A 20,622-nucleotide genomic window follows, 5' to 3' on the forward strand; every position below is an offset into this window, starting at 1 on the left:
ACTGGCGGGATACTGTCAAACCTGTGAGGTGTGTTTCTGTTTCACTTCGCGTTACTCTGCTTTTCCGGACCGGATTGATGGTGGGGCGACACGGCATGCGACTGGTGGTTTTCGATCTCGACGGCACCCTCGTCGACTCACTTCCCGATCTGTCTGACTGTGTAGGACTGCTGCTGGCAGAACATGGGCTCCCCGCCCCTTCGCAGGACGCTGTCCGGACCATGATTGGAGATGGTGTCGGCAGGCTGGTCGAGCGGGCGCTCGATCACGCGGGTGCAAAAAATATCGACCCGCAGAGCGCGGTTCATCGTTTCATGGAGCTTTACGGACCGCGTTCAACAGACCGCTCCCGCCTGTTTCCGGGCGCGGAGGAAACGCTTCACCGCCTGGCCAGCGAAGGTGTGGCTCTGGCCGTATGCACCAACAAACCCGTCCTGGCCGCGACAGATATCCTGCGGACCCTTGGTGTTCTTAATCTATTCGCAGCAGTAGGTGGCGGGGATTCCTTCCCTGCCCGCAAACCAGATCCAGCGCATCTTCTGGGCACCATTGCGCTCGCCAACAGCACACCCGCCAGATCCATCATGGTTGGAGATCATGCCAACGACATTCTGGCGGCACAGGGAGCGGGAGTAGACTCAATCTTCGCCGGGTGGGGCTACGGTATTCCCGCTTATGCAGCCGGAGCCTCGGCGGAAGCCGAAAAATTTTCCGACATTCCTGCCCTTGCTGACACGCTTCTGGCTACAGACTGAAGACTTCCGTTTCATAAGAAATGGCGTATTGGGTCAGCATCTGATGTATTTATTGAAACGACTTCCACAAAATGATGGCGTCATCTTTCCTGCCGGTTAAATCCGGCAGGCATCATCATTCAGTTCACACTACACAAACAAATTTCCAATTAATGATTTTCCGGTTTTAAGCGATCTGAAATATCCGCGAGCTACCGTGCCCTGAACAGATCAAGGCCGGACGAGTGTACGCTTCACAGACCTCCCCTCATGTTTTCATCGCCACGCCTTGCTTTGGCGGACTGGTCACGCAGACCTACATGCAGTCAGTCATCGGCTGCATGGCCATGGCCCAGCATCACGGGATCGAACTGACTCTGTCACTCGTCGGGAATGATGCTCTGGTCACACGCTCACGCAATACGCTGCTGCACCAGTTCTACGCCCAGAGCGATGCGTCTCATATTCTCTTTGTCGACAGTGACATCGGCTTCGCCCCGGATGCCGTGCCACGACTTGTGGCGGCAGGAAAAGACCTTGTCGCCGGGCTCTACCCTCTCAAGGACCGTTACTGGGATACGTTCACAGACGTCCTCATCAAAAGAGACGAGCCTGCTGAAACGGCCTCCCTGCGCTATGTCGGCGAAAGCACCTCGCTGCATGAGCATCAGCCCGGCGAAGGCCCTTACGCCGGGCTGGTCAAGGCAGGCTATGCCGGAACGGGTTTCATGCTCATTTCCCGGAGAGCTGTCCAGCGTATGATCGAAGCCTATCCGGAGACCCGCTACAAACGGATTGACGCCCCAGTCGCGCAGGACAACTCAGCGTCCGTCGAGACAGACGCCTACGCCCTCTTTGACTGCATGGTCGATCCTGAAACCGGCACTTACCTCAGCGAGGATTTCACGTTCTGCAGACGATGGCGCGCTCTTGGCGGCGAGGTCTGGCTCGATCCCGGTCTTGAGCTTTCCCACACGGGCGCATCCACCTTTGTGGGCGATCCTTCACTCCGCCTGGGCATCGCCAGAGGTCAATGAGCAGACAGGACGACACGCTGAACCAGTCAGAAATCCGGGAACGTTTCTGACAGCATTCCTCCCTGCCGCAAGGGGGCGACCCGCCGGGCAAGGCCAGTCGCGTCGTCTGTCTCGACCATCAGGCCGCAGACCGTCGCCTCTCCTTCCGCTGGCTGCAGGCGCTCCCCCGGCATCTTGCGGACAAAGCGGGCGACAGCGGCGTCTTTCTGCATGCCGATGACGCTATCGTAGTCGCCGCACATCCCCGCATCACTCTGAAACGCCGTTCCTCCGTGGAGAATGCGGTGATCGGCAGTGGGAGTATGGGTATGGGTACCCACCACCAGCGACACCTTGCCGTCCAGGACGTAACCGAGCGCCCATTTCTCGCTGCTGGCTTCCGCGTGCACATCCACGATGGCCGCCTGCACTGTGACGCCGAGACGATGTCTGGCAAGCAGCTCAAGCGTCAGGCGGAACGGGTCATCGAGAGGGTCCATGAAGAGGCGCCCCATGACATTCGCAACAAGCGCCTTTCGGCCATCTGTAAGCGTGACAATCGTGCTGCCCTGTCCCGGTGTGCCGGGGGGGAAATTCAGCGGCCGCACAACCGTGGGCATCCCATCGATTTCACCGATAAGGTCGCGACGATCCCATGCGTGATTGCCCAGCGTGATGACATCCACGCCGCACCCCATCAGATCCCGCGCTATTCCAGGCGAAAGTCCAAATCCGTGACTGGCGTTTTCAGCGTTGACGATCACAAGGTCGAGGGCCAGTCGCTCACGAAGCGTGGGAAGACGGGAGGTCACGCCGTCTCGTCCGCTACGCCCGACAACATCTCCCAGAAACAGAATTCTCACGACATGACTCTCACAATGATCTCAGGCTTCCATAACGCCGGGTGTCTGGAATGACACGACACGGTCAGGTTTCCTTACAGAACCGAACCGTCAGCGGGGGTGATATTTTCTTTTTCAGTAACGATAACCGGCAACGGCACGTCAAACGGCCCCACCGGAATGTCATTCACTTCCTGCACAGAGCAGGCATAGCCTATGGCGCGGGCATCCGGCAAAGACGCGAGCGTGCGATCATAATATCCCCCGCCATAGCCGAGCCTGTAGCCTCGCCGGTCAAAAGCCAGCATGGGCACAAGAATCAGATCAGGCACGTCAATCGGACCATCGGGATAAACTGTTCCGAATCGTCCCTCTCGCATCAGGCTGTCCGGTCCCCATTGCCTGAAAAGCAGAGGAGATCCTTTGGGTGGCGTTTCAGGCAGCAGGATTTGCCAGCCTCCCTTATGAAGCCGCCCATACAAAGGACGCAGATCAACCTCACCCGGCATTGGCCACACACAGGCGATACGGACAGGAGAATCGGCGCGAAGAAGGGTATGGATCCGATCGCAGATCATCTCTGATGCAGAGGCGTCAGCAAGTTCCATCCGCTGCTTCATAAGGAGACGCGCGTCCCGCTTCCTGCCTGTTGTCTCGGGGAGCTCTCGGGAGTGTGTCATGGAGTCGGAAAAACCGTGTGGAGCCGCCATGGCCGTTGGACTTTACAACCTCCAGGACCTGCTAGTGCAGGTGGGCGCCGGAATACCATGACCAAGATCACGACAGAGCCAGCTCCCGAGGAAGTGCTTATCGGCCCAGGGGATGAATTGCCTGACGCACCGGGCAGCTCCACATACATAATCTAGTCCGCCTCAAGCGCCGCCGCAATGGTTTCGGCACGTTCAGCCAACAAAGATAATTCATCCATGAGGCGTGCATTCTCCCGGGTTGCGGCTTCGCCTGCCGCAATCGCCTTGCTGGCTTCGGTGGAAACCAGTTCAGCGGTGAGGTCGGAAAGTTCGTCAGCCATCAGCAGTGATGCAAGAACGAGAATCTTTGCCTCTCCGCTGAAACCGAGAGCCCTGACCCGCGCCACCCGCTTGCTGACTTCCTGCGCCATATCCAGAAGATGGCGTTCTTCTCCGGGCTCACACCCGATCTGGTAGGCATACCCGTTGATGCGCACTGTTACCTGCGGCATGGATCAGTACCCTCCGCCATGATGTGAACCGTCACGCTCGGGGAGATCCCTCCAGCCTTCATACGAGTCCTGCTCGCCCGGCACCGGATCTCTTTCACTGTAAGACGGCTCAGACGACGAAAACTCTTCGATGGTTTCAGCCGGTTCGCCCTCGGGATGGACGGAAGAAAGCCCTTCAAGCACATTTTTCACGTCAACCATCAGCGCATCAAGTGTCGCAATGGCTTTCTCGACCTCTGGTCCCGTCTCTTTCGCGGCAGGAACCGGATCGGGCACACGCTCCCGTTCCTCTTTCTGACGAAGTTCTAGGGCAAAAGCGATCCTGTCCAGCGCGGAACGAAGCCGTGAAACAGGATCGACAGGCCTATTGTTGTCCGGCTTGTTCTCGCTCATATGCGACACGTGACTCCGTCCTGATGTCCATCTTTGGAATTTTGTTTAGAAATCGCCCGCAAAGGATTGAACGTCAAGCATGATCGGGCAAATCTGCCAGCATCCTCCCACAGGAAATGACGATACCGGACCCGGCTGTGCTTTCCTGGTTTCCAATTTGCGGGAGGCCTGTGAAGCGCTCAACGTCGCTCGGGTGAATGGATTGTCTGACGTTCTCCTCATCTCGCCTCCCGGAGCGACCGGGTCTATGGGAGCGCCATGGTGGATGGCCATGATGACAAAACTAAGAACACTTCAGGGTGACGCCCATATTTTCAGGTCCATCACCGATATTCTCGATTGCGGCAGCCAGGCGGGCCGCGCTGTTTCAGCCCTGGCTCAGGGCCAGAAACACATCGTGTTCGATCCGGCCTCTCCCCAAAGGAAGGCTGTGGAGATGCTGGCGTCCTCGCTTGGCGCAGTCGTTCTGTTCACACGCCCCGACACGATTCAGCCTTTCCCTCTTGGCATCACACGGTCTTCCGGGGAATAAGCCTCTTTTCACAGATGAGCCCGCTATCGGAGACTGAAATGAGCAGCAAGCAGCCCGAAACGGGTCAACGCCCCGAACCCTGCGAAGGGTATCTCGTCACCCCGCCCCTGCTTCAGGCCAGTTCCTTTGCAGACCGTCTCGACCGGGCGCTGGCGATGCTCCCGATAGCAGCGGTCCGACTGAGACTGGCGCCCTCAGATCCTGACAGTATGAAACGGACGATCCATGATATCCGGCTTGTCGTGGATCAGCATGACGCCGCGCTGATACTGGACGGCCTTCCGGAACTGGTGCGTGAAACGGGGTGTGACGGTGCCCATGTCGAAGCAGAAGACATTGCGGCGGCCCGCAAGATACTGGGAAATGACTTCCAGCTTGGTGCTTCATGCGGCCTGAGTCGTGATCTGGCCATGCTGGCTGGAGAAAAAGGTGCTGACTACGTTGCTTTCGGGCCGTTTGGCGCCGAGCCTGAAGCGGACGGCCTTGCTCTCCTGAACTGGTGGCGGGAAGTGATGGAATTGCCTGTGGTTGCCGAATATCGCCCTGCGTCTGATGCGACTGACCTCGTTCACACTGCAATGCTTCAGACGCTTGCGGCAACGGCGGATTTTCTGGCGCTGGGAATCACGGCAGAGGGTGAGGCCTTTGACGCCCTCTGGCAGACACCAGAAAAGTTCCTGCCTCTCTTTACTGAATCCGTTGAAAGCTGAGCAGAACCACCGCCATCAGCTGTCAGGATGAAGGCTGATGGCGGCGGTCCATCGTTGTCACGGACCCTGCGGAATCCAGTGTATTGAGGTCGTGCACATCATAGGCGATGGACCGCACCATGGCGGCAAGCGCTTTCGCACACAGATCCGTATGATGGACTGAACCGGCCTCCCCCGTGAAGTCAGACCGGAAATGCACACCCCGGCTTTCCTGTCTCTGATAAGCGGAAATAATCATCATCTGGGCAATCAGGGCTGCATCATCACAGGATGCCAGACGGGAAACACGGAACAGGGCCTGCCGTAGGGAGAAGCCCTCTCTTACAGGCCCCAGAGCCATCTTCACCAGCGGACGCAGCATCTCTCCCACGCCATTCGGGACAGAGAATTCTGGTGTTATCATGGACACATCGATCAGCGTATTTTTTGATTGATTCAATACGCTTTCGGCAACCATTTCACCGCACACAATCATTTCCAGCAGAGGATTGCCGGCAAGGGTGGACGCGCCATGCAAACCGGTACTGGCGCACTCCCCGCAAGCCCACAGTCCGGAGAGCGACGTTCTGCCAGCGGCATCAGCCTGAATGCCGCCAATATGAAAGGTGGCGGCCGTCTTGACCGGCAACGCTTCACGGCGCGGATCAAGACCGATGCTCATACATTGCTGCAGAAAGTGATCCAGCCAATCGCCAGCAATCACCGGCAACCCAACAAGCTGTTTCCTTATGTCGAGAAAAACAGAGCGTCCCGCATCACCATAGTGCTGGACAATGCGAGCAAGTTCATCCTGCTCCTTACCTGACACATCCTGCCGGTTTCCGGTTTCATCCAGAAGGAGGGCATGCTCTGCCCATAAGGGGTAAGGAACCGCAAGTCTGCTTTTGCCGCCGGTTTCAATTGACATCACAAAAGGGTGAAACTGGACAAACTCCATATCACGAAGCTTCGCCCCAGCCCTTGCGGCGATCGCCATACATGAACCTGCCCCGTGAGATAGTCCGGGATCATCTCCAAACAGCCCGCATGCTCCGCTGCCAGCCATGATAACGGCACCGGTATCCAGAATACCGGTTTTATCTCCTGTCGCGAGAACCGCGCCCCTGACATGCCCTTCTACAAGAATGAGCTGACGTAATGCAGTTGACGGGATGATCGTGACGTTAGGTCTTTTCGCGAGAATGCCGAGCAGGATGGCATGGAGGGCGCTTTCAGATTCCGGCCAGCCATGCGTTCTGATGAAATCGTATTTTTCAAGGCCGGCCAGCGCCTGATCCATTCGTCCCATGATGCACTGCACGACATCAAGCCGGGCCAGTCCCTTTGCGGCGCGTAGTGTCCGGGCAGCCCTTTCTGTTGCGCCACCCGCCTCTTTCAAAAGAGTGGAAAGGCTGTCGGAGCCCATATCCGTTACCTGAGGCTCTCTGCCAGCAATAAGCACGCAGGGCGCATCGTTCATATGCAGCGCCACAAGGGCTCCGGCAATTCCGGCACCGACAATCAGTGGCTGTCCACGTAATTTTTCAAGATTGACGGTGTGAGCCGTAACCATGCCTCTTCCTTTTCAGCACCGCACCGGCTCCTGCAGATTCAGACCAAGGCTGTACTTTTTCGTCATCGTACCGCCTGACAGGGTCTGTCGCGCAGCAGGCTCACCTCCACCTTCATCAAGCATGCATGGAGGATCAGTCAGCTTCTTCTCTCAGAGAAAAGTCAGTAAAGGGTTACTGGAGCGGCTCACTCAACAGTGCCTAATTTTCATCTTGTGGCGGATCCGGGCTCTCTGATCTTCTACGATACGAAAAAAGCAGGTTTTCGATCGTTTCCATACCGGTCAATGTTTCCGCCAAAGGCAGGACCAGTGGCAGACACTGGGTATTGCGGGCGATCACTACATCGTTTTTGAATCGAAACAATCTGGCGGGACGACCAAATATCTCGTCACTGACGCCACCAGCTTCCTCAATCAGACCGCAATTCGTGACACTTCTGCGAAAAGCCTGCTTGTCCAGCGTCTCTCCCAGCACACCCTCCATCGATGCCTGAAACTGCGGAATTGTGAAGCGTTCCGGCATCAGCTCCACTGGCATGGACAGGGATCTGAGGGGCTTTCGCAGATGCCCCAGTCCCTGCGCCAGCCATTTGTAAAATCTGCTGTCAGCAAGGGTCATCATATCCATCTGTCCATCTGCTGGCAGGTATCCGGCCTCAATCAGCACCCCGCAACGCTCCGGGGCAAGCTCGGGTCGCCAACGCAAACCTTCGAGCGCAAACAGCACACATACCTTTTTGCGCACACCCACCTGCTCGGATGTGGTCGGTGGCGTCACCTGTGCAAGAAGAAATTCTCCCAACCTGTTTTTGAGAGTGACGCCGTGATCATTTCTCTGATCCTCCCACGGTAAAAAATCGTAACAGGATGACCAGCCCTTTCCGTCTCCTCCTGTCTGTGTGGTGACAAGATAGGGAAGCTCCACGATTTTCCGAGCGTCGGACGTCTGCTCCATGCTGGCGGGCAACTGTTCGGCGCAGGCGGAAAGGATGCGTCTATGAGTGACAATCAATGTCTCAAGCGCCGCCTTGATCTGCGCCTCATCACTGCCGTAAAACTGCATATGCGGCAGCTTTCCCTGCCCGTCAGTCAGAACAAGTGGCTCTCCGGCCTGCAGGGCAACGGGCACCGCCGCAATGATGATCCCGGCTCCCTCCGTCATGTTGGGCGGATCATGTCAGCCACGTCTTCGGCTCACTTTGCTGGACGATGCTCTCGTGCGACGCTCATCGTTCCGTTGTTTCAGGCGAGCGTACGCACTCCCACACATACCTCCAATCCCGGCCCCCGGCTCCGGTTGCACGACCCACAGGACCGCCTACTCGTGAAAAGCCGTTTCAATACCGTACAACTCTCTTGAATCATTGCGGGGCAAGCCCGACAGGACAAGCGAAACCGTCAACGGTCTGTCAACGGGTCGCGTTCATTATGTCATGGCTGTTGCACCGCAATAACTTTTCCTGTCGTCTGGAACCCTGATCCATCCGCAGACTTTTTAATCCTATGCACAGCGTGCTACGCTGTCGCGAAGATTTGCAGCTTTTTTTCTTATAAAGAGAGGGTCCCGATGGCAGCCACCAGCGCCAAAGAAAGTCTCATTGCCCTTCTGCGGGGTGTTGAAAAGTTCAACACTGAAGTTTTCCCTGAAAAACAGAATCTTTTTGAAGGACTGGCAGAAGGCCAATCACCCAGCACGCTGTTTATCGCCTGCGCAGACAGCAGGGTGAACCCGACCCTCATTACCCAGACGGATCCCGGCAATCTTTTCGTTCTGCGCAACATCGGCAACATTGTGCCGGCCTATGGCGAGATGCTTGGAGGCGTCTCTTCGGCTATCGAATACGCCGTGCAGGCGCTGGGCGTCTCCAACATCATCGTGTGCGGTCATTCGAACTGCGGCGCAATGATGGGACTGCTGGACCCTGATCCGTCCAAGCTGGACAAGATGCCAACCGTCAAATCCTGGCTCCGCAATGCCGAGGCCGCAAAGGCGGTCATCGGCGCGCTGAACAGCACCGATGTCGGGCCAGCCGCTGTTCGCAGCCTCGCCGAGCAGAATGTTCTGTTGCAGATTTCCCACCTCCGCACCCACCCTTCCGTGGCCGCAGCGCTAGCGCAGAATAAACTGATCCTCCAAGGCTGGTTCTACGACATCGGAACGGGTGAAGTGATGGTACTGGACGAACAGTCCCGTAAAACCATTTCGATCGACGAAGCCATTGACCATCTGGAACAGTCGAAAACTGCCGCCTGACGCTACTTTTCCCGGATGAAAGACACATTCCTTCTGACGGGGAGACGCTGGTTTCGAACAGGCGCTATCTGGGGCGTTATCTGGCTGTCGACTCTCTTCCCACAGGAAGGACGCTGCCAGCCGCTTCGTATCACAACCTGGAACATGAGCTGGCTGACAGCCCGTCCGGCGTCTGATCCAGCGCTGCCGGAAGACATCTACCATCGTTCGCCCGACGATGTTCGACGCCTGACTGATTATGCCCGTCGTGTTGATGCGGATATCGTCGGGTTTCAGGAGGTTGACGGTCCGGAGATCGCAGCCCGGGTTTTCCCGCCCACCCGCTACCATGTCTACATGACAAGCGATCCCGTTGTGCAGCGCGTCGGGGTCGCAGTCAGAAACTCCCTTGCTGTCGAGCGCCACCCGGACCTCACCGACCTGAACGTCTATCCTCCCTCGGCTCCGCATCCTCTGCGCAGCGGTCTGGATATCACTGTTTCTGATGGAAAAGCCTCTCTCCGCATTCTCGTGCTGCATCTCAAGACGGGATGCTGGGACAATCCACCCGACGAGCGCAAACATGCCTGCCCGACCCTGCGTCGTCAGTATGAAATCATTTCCGACTGGATTCTTGAGCGTCAGGACGAGGGAGAAGCCTTCGCCATCATGGGGGATTTCAACAGGAGAATGACGCCGGGTGATCCGTTCTTCCTTGAACTTTCACAATCGGCCCCTCTCCTTCTGACGACCGCAGGCAGGGCCAGCCCATGCTGGGGTGGCGAGTATTTTATTGATCATATACTTCTGGGAGGGCAGGCCTCAGGCTGGCTGGTGCCTGACAGCCTACGGGTCATGACTTTCAAGGGGGTGGAAGAGACTCCCAGAAACACTTCTGATCATTGCCCCGTCTCAGTCGAGCTTTCGCCTCCCTGAAGAGCGCAGCATGGCATGGACAGCGCCTCGCCTGTCATCCGCTGATTGCAGATCTGCCCGGTACGCCAGAAACCCTGTCAAACGGCTTCCCGTGCAGGAAACACTCCCAGACTCTGCAGCGCCGGATCGTGCTCCCATTCATCAAGCGGAACAAGATCCACCCCGACCCGCAGCAGATCGCCACCACCACCGAGAATCAGCCCTCGAACCGGGCTGATATCCGCATAGTCACGGCCCCAGCCGAGAATCACATGCTCATCCCGCACGACAATGCCATTGGTCGGATCAAGGCCGATCCATCCCGTCTCCGGTCCAAGCCAGACGCCAACCCATGCGTGAGAAACATCAGCTCCCAGTCTTCGCTTCTGTCCGGCCAGCGGCCTCGTACGGATATAACCCGACATATAGCGCGCAGGCAGCCCCAGCCAGCGCAGTCCGCTGAGCATGAGGTGCGTGAAATCCTGACACACGCCTTCCCGGCGCTGAAGAACTTCTTCCGGCGTCGTACGTAAGGTCGTGACACCGGATCGGAAACGGAATTCCTTGTACACCCGCTCGTTCAGTGCGAGCAGCCCTTCCAGCACAGGCCGTCCGGGAGCGAAATCCCCGGACACATAGTCTCCCACAATCCGGGAGGGCCCACCCATCGGACCACCGAAAAGATACTGAGACACATCGGGATCCTGAGCCGCCAGCAACGCGACATCCTCCCACGCCAGAGTGCTGTCGGCAGGCGGTGGTTCAGGAAAATACACGTCGACATCGGATAGGGCGACAATGTCAAAATGTGAGTGCGGCGCTTCATGGAACAGCCACACGATCCGATTGCCGAAATGATCGACGCCCGTTTCACGTCGCACAGGTGCCGGAGCGCATTCCAGATGGGTGCGCAGAACCGTCTGCCCCGGACAGTCACGAGGCGTCAGGTGCAGGATATGGGCTGCCAGCTCCACTGGATGACCATACGTATAGGACGTTGTATGCCGGACACGATAGATCATGTCATGGCTCCGTCCATATCGATGGCGGTCTCATTACCGATGCCGACAAGCCGGGGAGAGTTGAGCACGGAGAAGTAGCTTCGGCCTATCTGCTCTGAAAGCTGAAGAACGGCTGCCTGCGTCTGTTTCAGGGCCGGAGGCAGAGCTGCCGTCGCCTTATCCTGACTGGCGGCAGAGAGAACCGAGGCGACCATGTCTGCCAGCGTTGCAAGAATACTCCCCGCCGCGTCCGCCAGTTCATAGGATGCTGACCGCTGCCCTTCCGACATGGAAGGACTGTCCGTAGCAAGCCCGGCCAGAGAATCCCGCAGGGCGGCAAGCTGGTAGGCGGCCCCGCGGGGATTGTCTTCATCAAGAAGAAGCAGATCCAGCACGGGCGCCGGCTGAACGACCCCGAAATAACGCGAGCGATAGGTAATCACACTATCGCAGAGCTGCAGCATCAGACGCAGCGCGGATTCCATCCGCCCACGTTGATACACGTCCGGCTGTTCAAGCACTCCCGAACAGATGAGCAGCACGGAAGACGCACGCTCAATCCGCCGTCCGAGGTCGAGGAACTGACGGCCACCGGACCGGACCATGCTTTCCGCGGTGAACCCGGACAGGGTTGCGGAATACAGCAGCAGGTCATTGGTCAGCACCGACAGCAGATCCAGCATGCGGGATGGATCTGCACGACGAGGACGCCGATCCATCATTTGAAGGATCGCACCCGCACGATGGGAAATGAAGTCACGGACGTCCTGCGTCAGCCGATCAACCAGTTCCGGCACAAGACGGATTATCTTTCTCAGCACCCGGGCGAAGAAACCGTCGGAGCTACCCACGGCGAACAGTTCGCGAACCATGCCGGCATACCCATATCCCGGCACAGGAGCTTCCTGCACGAGTCCCATGGTGCGCATCTGCCGCATCAGGACTGCAATATCCGCCAGTTCCCGTGGGGATGGCTCAGTACCGGCCATATGCGTCATGACGACCCGCAGGAGGCGGGCGCCGCTCTCAATCTGCTCAAGATAACGTCCCAGCCAGAAGAAATCATCGGCCGCCCGGCTGGGAAGATCGCCCTGTGACCTTCGGATCGCCATCGGGCGCGCCCCGGAGAAAGGGGTTTCCTGACGGGCAAAATGCTCATCCATCATGACCCAGACATCCTTGGTCGTCTGGTTTTCCCTGATCGGTCCAGCCGTGACGGCTTCTCCCGAGTCAAACATGCGTGACACGCCACCGGGTAAAACCGACCAGCCACCCTCATCCTGAATCGCAAACATCCGCAGGACGATGGAACGCGGCACTATTTCCTTTTCGCCGACACAGGGTGAAAGGGAGGCCAGAGGTTCACGGCAGGCAACGTAACGCCACGGCTCCGTCCGGACCTTCTCCCAGAGAAGGGCACGCTGTTTTTCGTCCAGCATAGCCAGACGCTGAACGGGAAGCTCCTCCCCTATGGCGGAGACAACGGCCCAGTAGTCAGTGGTATCCTGATGCGACTGCGAACGCCCGAGCAGGAGCTGCTCGAGAAACACCCGGTTATCCGGCTGCCCCAGCCAGAGACTTTTCACATTTTCCAGACTGAGCGTTTCACCAAAAAGCCGCGATGCAATTTCAGGCAGAAACGACTGCACTCCAAGCGCTTCGATAAATCCGGCTCTGGGATCGTTGATCAGACGGACAGAACCGTTACGCGCAGCATCAAGCAGGCCAGCCACGCCCGCAGCGCCTGTTCCATCCAGCTCAAGCGGATCAATCGAGTCAGCATTCTGCCTGACCAGCAGGACATCCACCTTTCGCAGCCCACGAACGGTCTTGAGCCACAGCTCTCCTTCCCGGACCGTAAGATCACCCGCTTCCACCAGCGTGCATCCCAGTTCCCGGGCAAGAATGACATGCTCGCTCCAGTAGGGACTGGTCGGTCCCGGCGTCAGAAGCGCCGGATGGGCTGTCTCGTTCATACCTTTCTTCTGAACACTGTCCTGCCAGCGCTCGAGGAAAGGGCCCAGCCTCTGCAATGCCGCCCCCGCGAACAGCTCGGGGATCGCCCTTGCCATCTGCCTGCGGTTTTCCAGCGCAAGGCCAACACCATTGCTCTGGCGCACACGATCCGCCAGCACACGCCACTGCCCATCAGATTCGCGGACAAGGTCCACGGCATAGGACGAGATGAAGTGATGAGGCGCAGGCTGAAGGGCGTCCACGTTTCCGCAGCGCAGAAAGCCTTTGTTGGCCCATACCAGCGCGGGAGGCAGCAGATGATCCGCCAGCACTCTGCGTTCGCCATATACATCCCGGAGAGTGGCTTCCAGAAGACGCGCCCTCTGGATGATGCCGTCTTCCAGCCTGCCGAATTCGTCCGCCTTCAGGAGCAAGGGTATCGGATCGCACTGCGCTCCGATGAAACTGCCTTCATTCCGGTTGTCCGCGGATTCCTCGACACGGGCAGATGGGGAAGGCAACAGCGCTCCGGTCTGATCGGCCAGGGCAAGCGCAATCTGCTGCTGACGCGACCGGAGTTCCTGATGTCCCAGATCGGAAATGGCGCTGAGAAGACGGCGCCACTGTGGGCGCACGCCTCCCTGTCCGTTGACCATCTCATCAATTGGAATCGCGCCACTCATCCGATCGGTTCTAGGGTGTCGCACTCTCTCCATGCAATCCTGCATTGAAGAATGCGACAGATTTCCTGCATGAAACAATACAGATCAATGACTTACTGTGGCGCGGAGATCACGGGTGGAAGAGGCAATCCATGCACGAGATCATGAACGAAACGCAGTTTTTCCGTGATGGAGGGCGTAATCACAAACGGATAAAGGTCCGGCTGCCCCATTGAGCGGTTGAGCGCGTTCACTGCCAGCGTGAGCGGAGGCCAGGCCACCAGCAGTTCATCGAAGCTTGCAGCGCCGTAGGCGTCGAAATTGAAACTCTGGGACAGGCTGCCATCCTGCGCGACAGTGGGGCTTACCGCCACACCAAAGGACACCGCTGTCTGGAGCGTATCCACGATATGCAAATAGTGCGCCCATGTTTCCGCAAAATCTTCCCATGGATGGGTTGTGGCGTAAGAACTGACATAATGTTCCTCCCAGCCTGCCGGCGGACCATTCTCATAATGCTGCTGAAGGGCTGCGCCGTAATCCTGTGTATGATCGCCAAACATGGCGCGACAGGCGTCCTCGTGACCCGCATCGCGCACCAGTATATTCCAGTAGAAATGCCCGACTTCATGCCGGAAATGCCCGAGCAGCGTACGATAGTGCTCACCCATTTCGACACGCATTTTCTCACGCTCGGCATCATCCGCCTCGCGTAGCGCTATGGTGATCTCGCCCTCGTCATGGCCCGTCATGACCTTCTCTTCGCCGTTTTCCGGGTCTTCAGGAAAACTGAACACCAGTCCGCCCGTCGGGTTCTCGGCACGGGTCGGTATGGGAAGGTTCAGCAGAAGAAGACTGTAGAAGAGGCGATGCTTGGCCTGCTCCAGACTTCGCCACAACTCCTGATTCCCTTCCTTGTTCAGGTCGGGGATGACGTGATTATAGCGGCACGCCATACAGAGCGCGTCAGAGCTTCCCTCAGGAACCAGCCAGTTGCAGACATCATATTCTGCATTTGTGCAAAGGAAACGTGTGGGCGCCTGAGCGTCAATCCCTACGGCAAGCCAGCCATTGTCATCCGCATTCGGTTCAAGCGCCAGCAGCCTGCCTGTTTCCGTGCAATAACCCAGCCTGTGACCACATCTTTCACAGTGTGTATTCTCAAAAAAAAGAACCTGACCGCAACTCTGACAACTGAACAGCTTCATGACAGCACAATTTCCCTCTGCATCCATCTGTCCGGTGAACGTGCTTCAGACGGTTTCGTTGCCAAAAGTCTCTGCGCAGCAATTCATTTTTTTCTATAATTATATGTTTGTGAACGTAACTTTAATCTGCAAATGATTTTTCAGCGCGACCGTTTTTATTGCCGGACAGATTGAGAGAGCCCGGCCTTTAACGCCCCGACCTGCATATCTCTCAACACCGCGACTGCGACGACAATTCAGACCCGCGCAGAGGACGACGAACTGATTTTTCTGGCCGTCCTCGCGGATGAAAACATGGCTTTCCTTTCCTGACGATCATTCCGCTCTCTCTTGCCGCATTTCCAATGTCACCAGCTTCTGAAATCAACTTGTGACCAATCGGAAGAAACGGGAAATTACGCCAACCGATACTGTCGGGCGAACAGAAAACGCCAACAGGAGCGCGCAAGCTGAAGAGACTCCCGTCAGAACAGCCTTCTGGAGCCGTTTGATATTTCTTCTTACAGGAGCACAGAAGACGCCTTGTCGACGTTCAGATCGATCAACGCACAGGGTCGGGTCCGACAAAGATCACAAACAGGACATTTATTCCATTCGTTCCTGATTAAATCAGGAATTTTCGAAAACTTTCTTTCAAAAAAGCTTCACTGACGGAACGCCGGCGGGGCATTGAAAAATACCCCGCCGGTCACGGTTTTTCAGAACCGTCTGAGGTCCAGCGTCCTCGGCTGCTCCAGCGACCGCTCCACATGCGGCTCCTTCATGGTCCCGGACGTATGACCAAACGGGAAGAAGCGGATGCGACGGCGCGCCTCTGCCTCATTGGCGTTGACGGGGCGCGTCTCGTAACTCCGCCCGCCCGGATGCGTGACATGGTAGGTCATCCCGCCGATGCTGCGTCCGGTCCATGTGTCATAGATGTCAAAGACCAGAGGAGATTCGACTCCGATGGTCGGATGCAGCGAACTGGGCGGATTCCACGCCTTGAACCGCACGCCTCCGACATATTCTCCCTGTCGCTGCGTACCGGTCAGCGGCACCGCGCAACCGTTGCAGGCGAGGATGTACCGCTCGTCCACCCAGCCGGAAACAAGGGCCTGCACACGCTCGACAGAACTGTCGACATAGCGCGCCGTGCCACCGGCCACAGGCTCTTCCGCAAGGGTATTCCACGGCTCCAGAGCCGTGCGGAGCTCCAGCGTCATCCCCAACTCGGTGATGGAGCCGATTTCCGGGAAACGGAACTGAAAATGAGGCTCGAACCACTCGGCTTCGATCGGCGCACCCAACAGACGGAGTTCGTCGATTGCATCCCCGAAATCCTGCCTCACATAGTGCGGCAACATGAAATCATCATGCAGACGGGTGCCCCAGCGCACCAGACGGCGCTCATACGGCTTCTTCCAGAACGCCGCGACCGCTGCGCGCATCAGCAGCACCTGCGCCGCCGACATCCGGTGATGGGGCGGCATTTCGAATGCACGGTATTCCATCAGCCCCAGCCGCCCGGAACTGCTTTCCGGCGCGTAGAGCTTGTCGATGCAGAATTCCGTGCGGTGGGTGTTGCCGGTGATATCCGCGAACAGGTTGCGGAACAGCCGGTCCGTCAGCCATGGCGGCGTGAACACCTCCCGGTTGACCTGCCGGAACGCGATCTCCAGCTCATAGAGAGCATCCTGTCGGGCTTCGTCGATACGCGGATGCTGGGAACTCGGGCCAATGAACAGGCCGCTGAACAGATAGGACAGTGACGGGTGATTATGCCAGAATCCAGCCAGTGACTTGAGCAGGTCGGGCCTGCGAAGGAATGGACTATCCTCGGCGCTGGCCGCTCCCATCACCACGTGATTGCCGCCACCCGTGCCGACGTGACGTCCATCAAGCATGAATTTTTCCGCAATCAGCCCGACCTTACGGGCTTCCTCGTAAAGCTGGCTGCTGCGGGTCTCATACTCATCCCAGCTTGCTGCCGGATGCACGTTGACCTCGATCACACCCGGATCAGGCGTGATGGAAAAGGACAGCAGACGCGGATCACGGGGTGGCGCATAGCCTTCCAGCACGATCTTGCGCCCGAACTCGGCGGCTGTCGCCTCGACGGCGGCGCAGAGATCCAGCCAGTCCTCGACAGCGTAAAGCGGCGGGAAGAACACATGCAGGATACCGCCGCGGGATTCCACGGTAAGCGCCGTGCGGACGACATCAGGTTCCTCACGATTGACCTCCAGCAGATGCTCGCTGAGCGCCTTTTCAGTGCTGATCCGCCAGGGTTTGCGTACAGGGTAAGGCGGCAGCGCCGGAAGATCGGAGAGTTGCGCGACCGGACGCTCAGGAGGCGCAACCGATCTTCTGATAAGATCAGGCACATCCGCACGATAGGTCTGCGCTGAACGCCGCGCGAAGGCCGGATGGGGCGGCAGACGGGGATGCGGTGCGAAAGGATCGACCGGAAACGACGGCTCGATATCATCGGCATCCGCCCAGGGCAGACTCTGAAGAGGAAGGCGGAAACCAATGGAAGAGTCGCCGGGCACAAGGAAGATCGTCTCACCCCGCATGAACCAGCGACCCGACTGCCAGCGTCGCACCCTATCCTGCACGGTCACCCTGAGCGGCAGCACTGACCCGGATTCGCGCGACAACCCACGACCGAAGACACGCGCCAGACGCTCCCGTTCCATCGGGTCATTCAGCTTCGAGCCTTCCGCGAGCACGTTGGCTGGCAGGCGATGCTCTTTCCAGAGGTAGTAATGGATATCTTCGTACGCTGGCGTGACGAGTTCCGGATCAACCTGCAACCTGGCCGCCAGTGACTGGGCGAAACGTCTTGCATCATGCTCCGTGGCGTTGTCGGTATCGTCGTCTGACGCAAGCAGGCCACGATCAAGCCAGACCGGTTCCCCGTCGCGCCGCCAGTATGTGGTCAGCGCCCAGCGCGGAAGCTGCTCGCCCGGATAATGCTTGCCGAACAGGGTCATGTAGGTTGCGCCGGGCGACCAGATCGTCATGAGACGCCGTAACAGACGGTTGGCGTAAGCCCGTTTGGTCGGGCCGAGAGCCTCGATATTCCATTCAGGCGCATCCATGTCATCTGCGGCGATAAAGGTCGGCTCGCCGCCCATGGTCAGGCGGACGTCACCGTCTTCAAGCTGCCTTTCGACCGCCTCGCCCGCATCAAGAATGGCGTCCCACGTCCGCTCGTCATACGGTTTTGTCGTACGGGGTGTTTCGGCGACGCGCTTCACCTGCATGTCGAACCCGAATTCGGTTTCGCACAACTCGACACCGCCGGAGATCGGAGCAGCCGAACCGGGTTCAGGGGTCGCCGCGAGCGGGATATGTCCTTCACCCGTCAGCATGCCGGACGTGGCATCGAGCCCGATCCAGCCCGCGCCGGGAAGGTAGACTTCGGCCCATGCGTGCAGATCGGTGAAGTCTCTGGCTGGTCCTTCCGGTCCCTCCAGAGGTTTTTCATCCGCAACGAGCTGGATCAGGTAACCTGACACAAACCGGGCGGCGTAACCGAGGTTACGGAGAAGCTGAACGAGCAGCCAGGCGCTGTCACGGCAGGAGCCCTTGCCTTCTTCGAGCGTCTTTTCCGGCAGCCAGACGCCGGGCTCCATCCGGACGATATAGCTGATGCGTTTCTGCACGATCTGGTTCAGCGCCACCAGCATATCGACGGTGCGCTGTTTTTCCCCCGGAATTTCAGCAAGCAGCGCCTTGAGCAGAGGGCCGGCCGGTTCCAGCTTTCTATAAGGAGCCAGTTCCTGATCCAGAACATGGTCGTAAGTAAACGGCCACTCTTCCGCATCGGGTTCAAGGAAGAAGTCGAAAGGATTGATGGTCGCCATGTCCGCGACAAGATCGACGGTGACATCGAAATGGGTGACGCGTTCGGGGAAAACCACGCGCGCCTGCCAGTTTCCCGAAGGATCCTGCATCCAGTTGATGAAATGAGGCTCCGGTTCGATGGTCAGCGCATAGGATAGGATATTTGTCCTGGCATGTGCCGCAGGTCTGAGGCGAATGACCTGAGGCCCCATCATAACAGGGCGGTCATAATGATACGTTGTCTTGTGAGTCAGCGCGACGTTCAGCGTCATCGTCATCTTTCCAGATCGGTCCGTTAAGGATTAAACCTCACCTCTCGTCACTTCGACAGTCTTTTTCGTTACGATTCAAAAAAAAATTACCGATACCTCTCGAAAAAGACAGCATTCTGTCATGCACACATCCTGCCCTGAAGAGCCGAAATGCCTGCCTCATCCGACAGTTCCGAAACCTCCTGCAATCTCGCTCATGACCTGCGGGACTGGCGCTGCGAAGAGCTTCAGCCTGATGTCCGCCTGATCGTGAATGAGTCGGAACCTGAGTTGACGCCAGATGTGGAAAGGCATGTTCAGGCCATCTGGGACAAGGCCCGCGCTCTCCGTCCCAAACTTTTTAACGGGCGGATTTTCTGCATGGACAGAATCGCCCCTGACCGGATCGAAGGTCACTGGACAGAATACCGTCGGGCGCTGGCTCAAATGGCGGAACCGACGATTTTCGGAGATACTCCGCTCCACCAGCTTGCTGTTTGCGGACTGCTTCGCTGCGCGGACGGCGTCGTTCTGGGGCGACGCCATCCCTCGTCGCTTTATCTTGGCGGGTTCTGGCAGTCACCGCCTGCGGGAACGGTGGAAATGCGGAAAGAGGCGCAGTCTTTCTCTCTTGCCGACCAGATTCTGGCGGAAGCAGAAGAGGAGGTGGGCCTCACCCATCATGATGTCAGTGTCTCGGCTCCCCGCCTTGCTGTCACTCACTCCAGAACAGCCATTGTCGATATTGGCGTTCCCCTGACAACACCGCTTTCCTTTACTGCCGTTCAGGACAGATGGATGTCTCATGCCAACAGGGAATACGATCGGCTGACTGTGATTTCAGATGACCAGATTGAGGACTGGCGCCTGCGGGAAGACGTTCTGCCCACGACACGCGCCCTGCTCCACACGAAATGAGACCTTTTGTTACAGTCATGTGTTTCATTCATGGCTGCAATACGATTTTCATTTACCGAAATGATCAGCAATGCTAGATTTGCTTCAGGATTAAGCCCCAAACGAAACAGGAGCCCGTGCCATGGTCACCCGCATTGCTCGTTTTGTCTCGAATGGCCTGATTGCCGTTCTGGTGGCGTCGAAGGACGAAGTCGGCATTTCAGTAACTGGCGCTACTCCGTCACAGCAAAAACCCTTCTAGGTTTGCAACGCATTCGTTGGCGCAGAAGATGAATCTTGCTGCCATATGAATTGTGGACATCAATATATAAGCGCAGTGATTGTATCGTATGGCGATTCATTGCCAAACTTTGAATGTTATAAACATCCTTTTGATAAGATGGCGTTTTTATACAGATACCAGATGTAGGAAGGTTTTGATTTTCGATTGTTTTTCTTCGAAATGCAGGCAGCAATATTCCATCGTGGGGGAGCCGCCTGATTTTATTACAGCCATCTCCCCGCTCCCCCAACAATCTCTCCTGCCTTACCGGAGAGATTGATCAGAAGAATATACGAACATCTGAAGCTACTGACCTGACCCGCAGTCAGATAAAGGCTAACAGATCTGCCTTGGCTATATCGACAAAATTACGGGGCTTTGAATTCAGTCAGCTTTTGTGCG

17 protein-coding genes and 1 other RNA gene are annotated in these 20,622 nt (G+C 57.5%); 7 read left to right on the plus strand and 11 right to left on the minus strand.

The window, feature by feature from the left end; genetic code table 11:
* Positions 1 to 77 precede the first annotated feature (77 nt).
* Together A0U92_RS08640 and A0U92_RS08645 are read left to right on the plus strand one after the other, a co-directional pair.
* Positions 78 to 755, plus strand: coding sequence for an HAD hydrolase-like protein (locus tag A0U92_RS08640; protein WP_236748054.1), 678 nt, complete (start codon positions 78 to 80; stop codon positions 753 to 755).
* A 224-nt stretch (positions 756 to 979) separates the two neighbouring features.
* Positions 980 to 1,771, plus strand: coding sequence for a hypothetical protein (locus A0U92_RS08645; protein ID WP_077812872.1), 792 nt, complete (start codon positions 980 to 982; stop codon positions 1,769 to 1,771).
* A 26-nt stretch (positions 1,772 to 1,797) separates the two neighbouring features.
* On the opposite strand, the gene A0U92_RS08650 is transcribed toward A0U92_RS08645, so the two are convergent.
* The 5 genes from A0U92_RS08650 to A0U92_RS08670 form a co-directional block, all read right to left on the minus strand.
* Positions 1,798 to 2,613 (minus strand): TIGR00282 family metallophosphoesterase, encoded by an 816-nt coding sequence (locus tag A0U92_RS08650; protein WP_077812873.1) that lies wholly within the window; start codon positions 2,611 to 2,613, stop codon positions 1,798 to 1,800.
* A gap of 74 nt (positions 2,614 to 2,687) precedes the next feature.
* Positions 2,688 to 3,272, minus strand: a complete 585-nt coding sequence (locus A0U92_RS08655) for a 5-formyltetrahydrofolate cyclo-ligase (protein ID WP_077814333.1) — start codon at positions 3,270 to 3,272, stop codon at positions 2,688 to 2,690.
* Between the two features lie 16 nt (positions 3,273 to 3,288).
* Positions 3,289 to 3,445: non-coding RNA, 6S RNA (ssrS, locus tag A0U92_RS08660), on the minus strand.
* Positions 3,446 to 3,454: 9 nt separating this feature from the next.
* On the minus strand, positions 3,455 to 3,793 hold the full coding sequence (locus A0U92_RS08665) for a cell division protein ZapA (protein ID WP_077812874.1): 339 nt from the start codon (positions 3,791 to 3,793) through the stop codon (positions 3,455 to 3,457).
* Between the two features lie 3 nt (positions 3,794 to 3,796).
* The gene (locus A0U92_RS08670) at positions 3,797 to 4,186 is read right to left on the minus strand and encodes a hypothetical protein (RefSeq protein WP_077812875.1); all 390 of its coding nucleotides are present in this window, start codon (positions 4,184 to 4,186) and stop codon (positions 3,797 to 3,799) included.
* A gap of 79 nt (positions 4,187 to 4,265) precedes the next feature.
* Between A0U92_RS08670 and A0U92_RS08675 the strand changes: the two genes are divergently transcribed.
* Entirely contained in the window at positions 4,266 to 4,718 is a 453-nt protein-coding gene (locus A0U92_RS08675) for a hypothetical protein (protein ID WP_077812876.1), read from the plus strand.
* A 38-nt stretch (positions 4,719 to 4,756) separates the two neighbouring features.
* Complete coding sequence (locus A0U92_RS08680; protein WP_077812877.1) at positions 4,757 to 5,428, plus strand: thiamine phosphate synthase; 672 nt, start codon at positions 4,757 to 4,759, stop codon at positions 5,426 to 5,428.
* Between the two features lie 22 nt (positions 5,429 to 5,450).
* Here the strand turns inward: A0U92_RS08680 and A0U92_RS08685 are convergent, their stop codons facing one another.
* Both A0U92_RS08685 and A0U92_RS08690 read right to left on the minus strand, forming a co-directional pair.
* Positions 5,451 to 6,980 carry an FAD-binding protein gene (locus tag A0U92_RS08685; RefSeq protein WP_077812878.1) on the minus strand — a complete coding sequence of 510 codons (1,530 nt, stop codon included), beginning with the start codon at positions 6,978 to 6,980 and terminating at the stop codon, positions 5,451 to 5,453.
* A 199-nt stretch (positions 6,981 to 7,179) separates the two neighbouring features.
* Positions 7,180 to 8,142 carry an NrtR DNA-binding winged helix domain-containing protein gene (locus tag A0U92_RS08690; RefSeq protein WP_077812879.1) on the minus strand — a complete coding sequence of 321 codons (963 nt, stop codon included), beginning with the start codon at positions 8,140 to 8,142 and terminating at the stop codon, positions 7,180 to 7,182.
* 405 nt (positions 8,143 to 8,547) lie between these two features.
* Between A0U92_RS08690 and A0U92_RS08695 the strand changes: the two genes are divergently transcribed.
* Both A0U92_RS08695 and A0U92_RS08700 read left to right on the plus strand, forming a co-directional pair.
* Positions 8,548 to 9,234 carry a carbonic anhydrase gene (locus A0U92_RS08695; RefSeq protein ID WP_077812880.1) on the plus strand — a complete coding sequence of 229 codons (687 nt, stop codon included), beginning with the start codon at positions 8,548 to 8,550 and terminating at the stop codon, positions 9,232 to 9,234.
* 15 nt (positions 9,235 to 9,249) lie between these two features.
* Entirely contained in the window at positions 9,250 to 10,149 is a 900-nt protein-coding gene (locus A0U92_RS08700; RefSeq protein ID WP_077812881.1) for an endonuclease/exonuclease/phosphatase family protein, read from the plus strand.
* A 77-nt stretch (positions 10,150 to 10,226) separates the two neighbouring features.
* On the opposite strand, the gene A0U92_RS08705 is transcribed toward A0U92_RS08700, so the two are convergent.
* The 4 genes from A0U92_RS08705 to A0U92_RS08720 all read right to left on the minus strand — a co-directional run bounded on the left by A0U92_RS08705 (position 10,227) and on the right by A0U92_RS08720 (position 19,061).
* A complete protein-coding gene (locus A0U92_RS08705) occupies positions 10,227 to 11,150 on the minus strand; it encodes a transglutaminase family protein (protein WP_077812882.1) in 924 nt (307 codons plus the stop codon).
* Positions 11,147 to 13,768, minus strand: coding sequence for a circularly permuted type 2 ATP-grasp protein (locus A0U92_RS08710; protein ID WP_077812883.1), 2,622 nt, complete (start codon positions 13,766 to 13,768; stop codon positions 11,147 to 11,149). The genes A0U92_RS08705 and A0U92_RS08710 overlap by 4 nt, the downstream gene beginning before the upstream one ends.
* 92 nt (positions 13,769 to 13,860) lie before the next feature.
* Entirely contained in the window at positions 13,861 to 14,955 is a 1,095-nt protein-coding gene (locus tag A0U92_RS08715; protein ID WP_077812884.1) for a zinc-binding metallopeptidase family protein, read from the minus strand.
* 698 nt (positions 14,956 to 15,653) lie between these two features.
* Complete coding sequence (locus A0U92_RS08720) at positions 15,654 to 19,061, minus strand: transglutaminase family protein (RefSeq protein WP_077814334.1); 3,408 nt, start codon at positions 19,059 to 19,061, stop codon at positions 15,654 to 15,656.
* Between the two features lie 150 nt (positions 19,062 to 19,211).
* On the opposite strand from A0U92_RS08720, the gene A0U92_RS08725 reads away from it, so the two are divergent.
* Complete coding sequence (locus tag A0U92_RS08725; protein ID WP_077812885.1) at positions 19,212 to 19,958, plus strand: phosphohydrolase; 747 nt, start codon at positions 19,212 to 19,214, stop codon at positions 19,956 to 19,958.
* Positions 19,959 to 20,622: the final 664 nt, after the last annotated feature.

The sequence above is a fragment of the Acetobacter aceti genome (assembly GCF_002005445.1).
In the GTDB taxonomy this organism is placed as follows: domain Bacteria; phylum Pseudomonadota; class Alphaproteobacteria; order Acetobacterales; family Acetobacteraceae; genus Acetobacter; species Acetobacter aceti_B.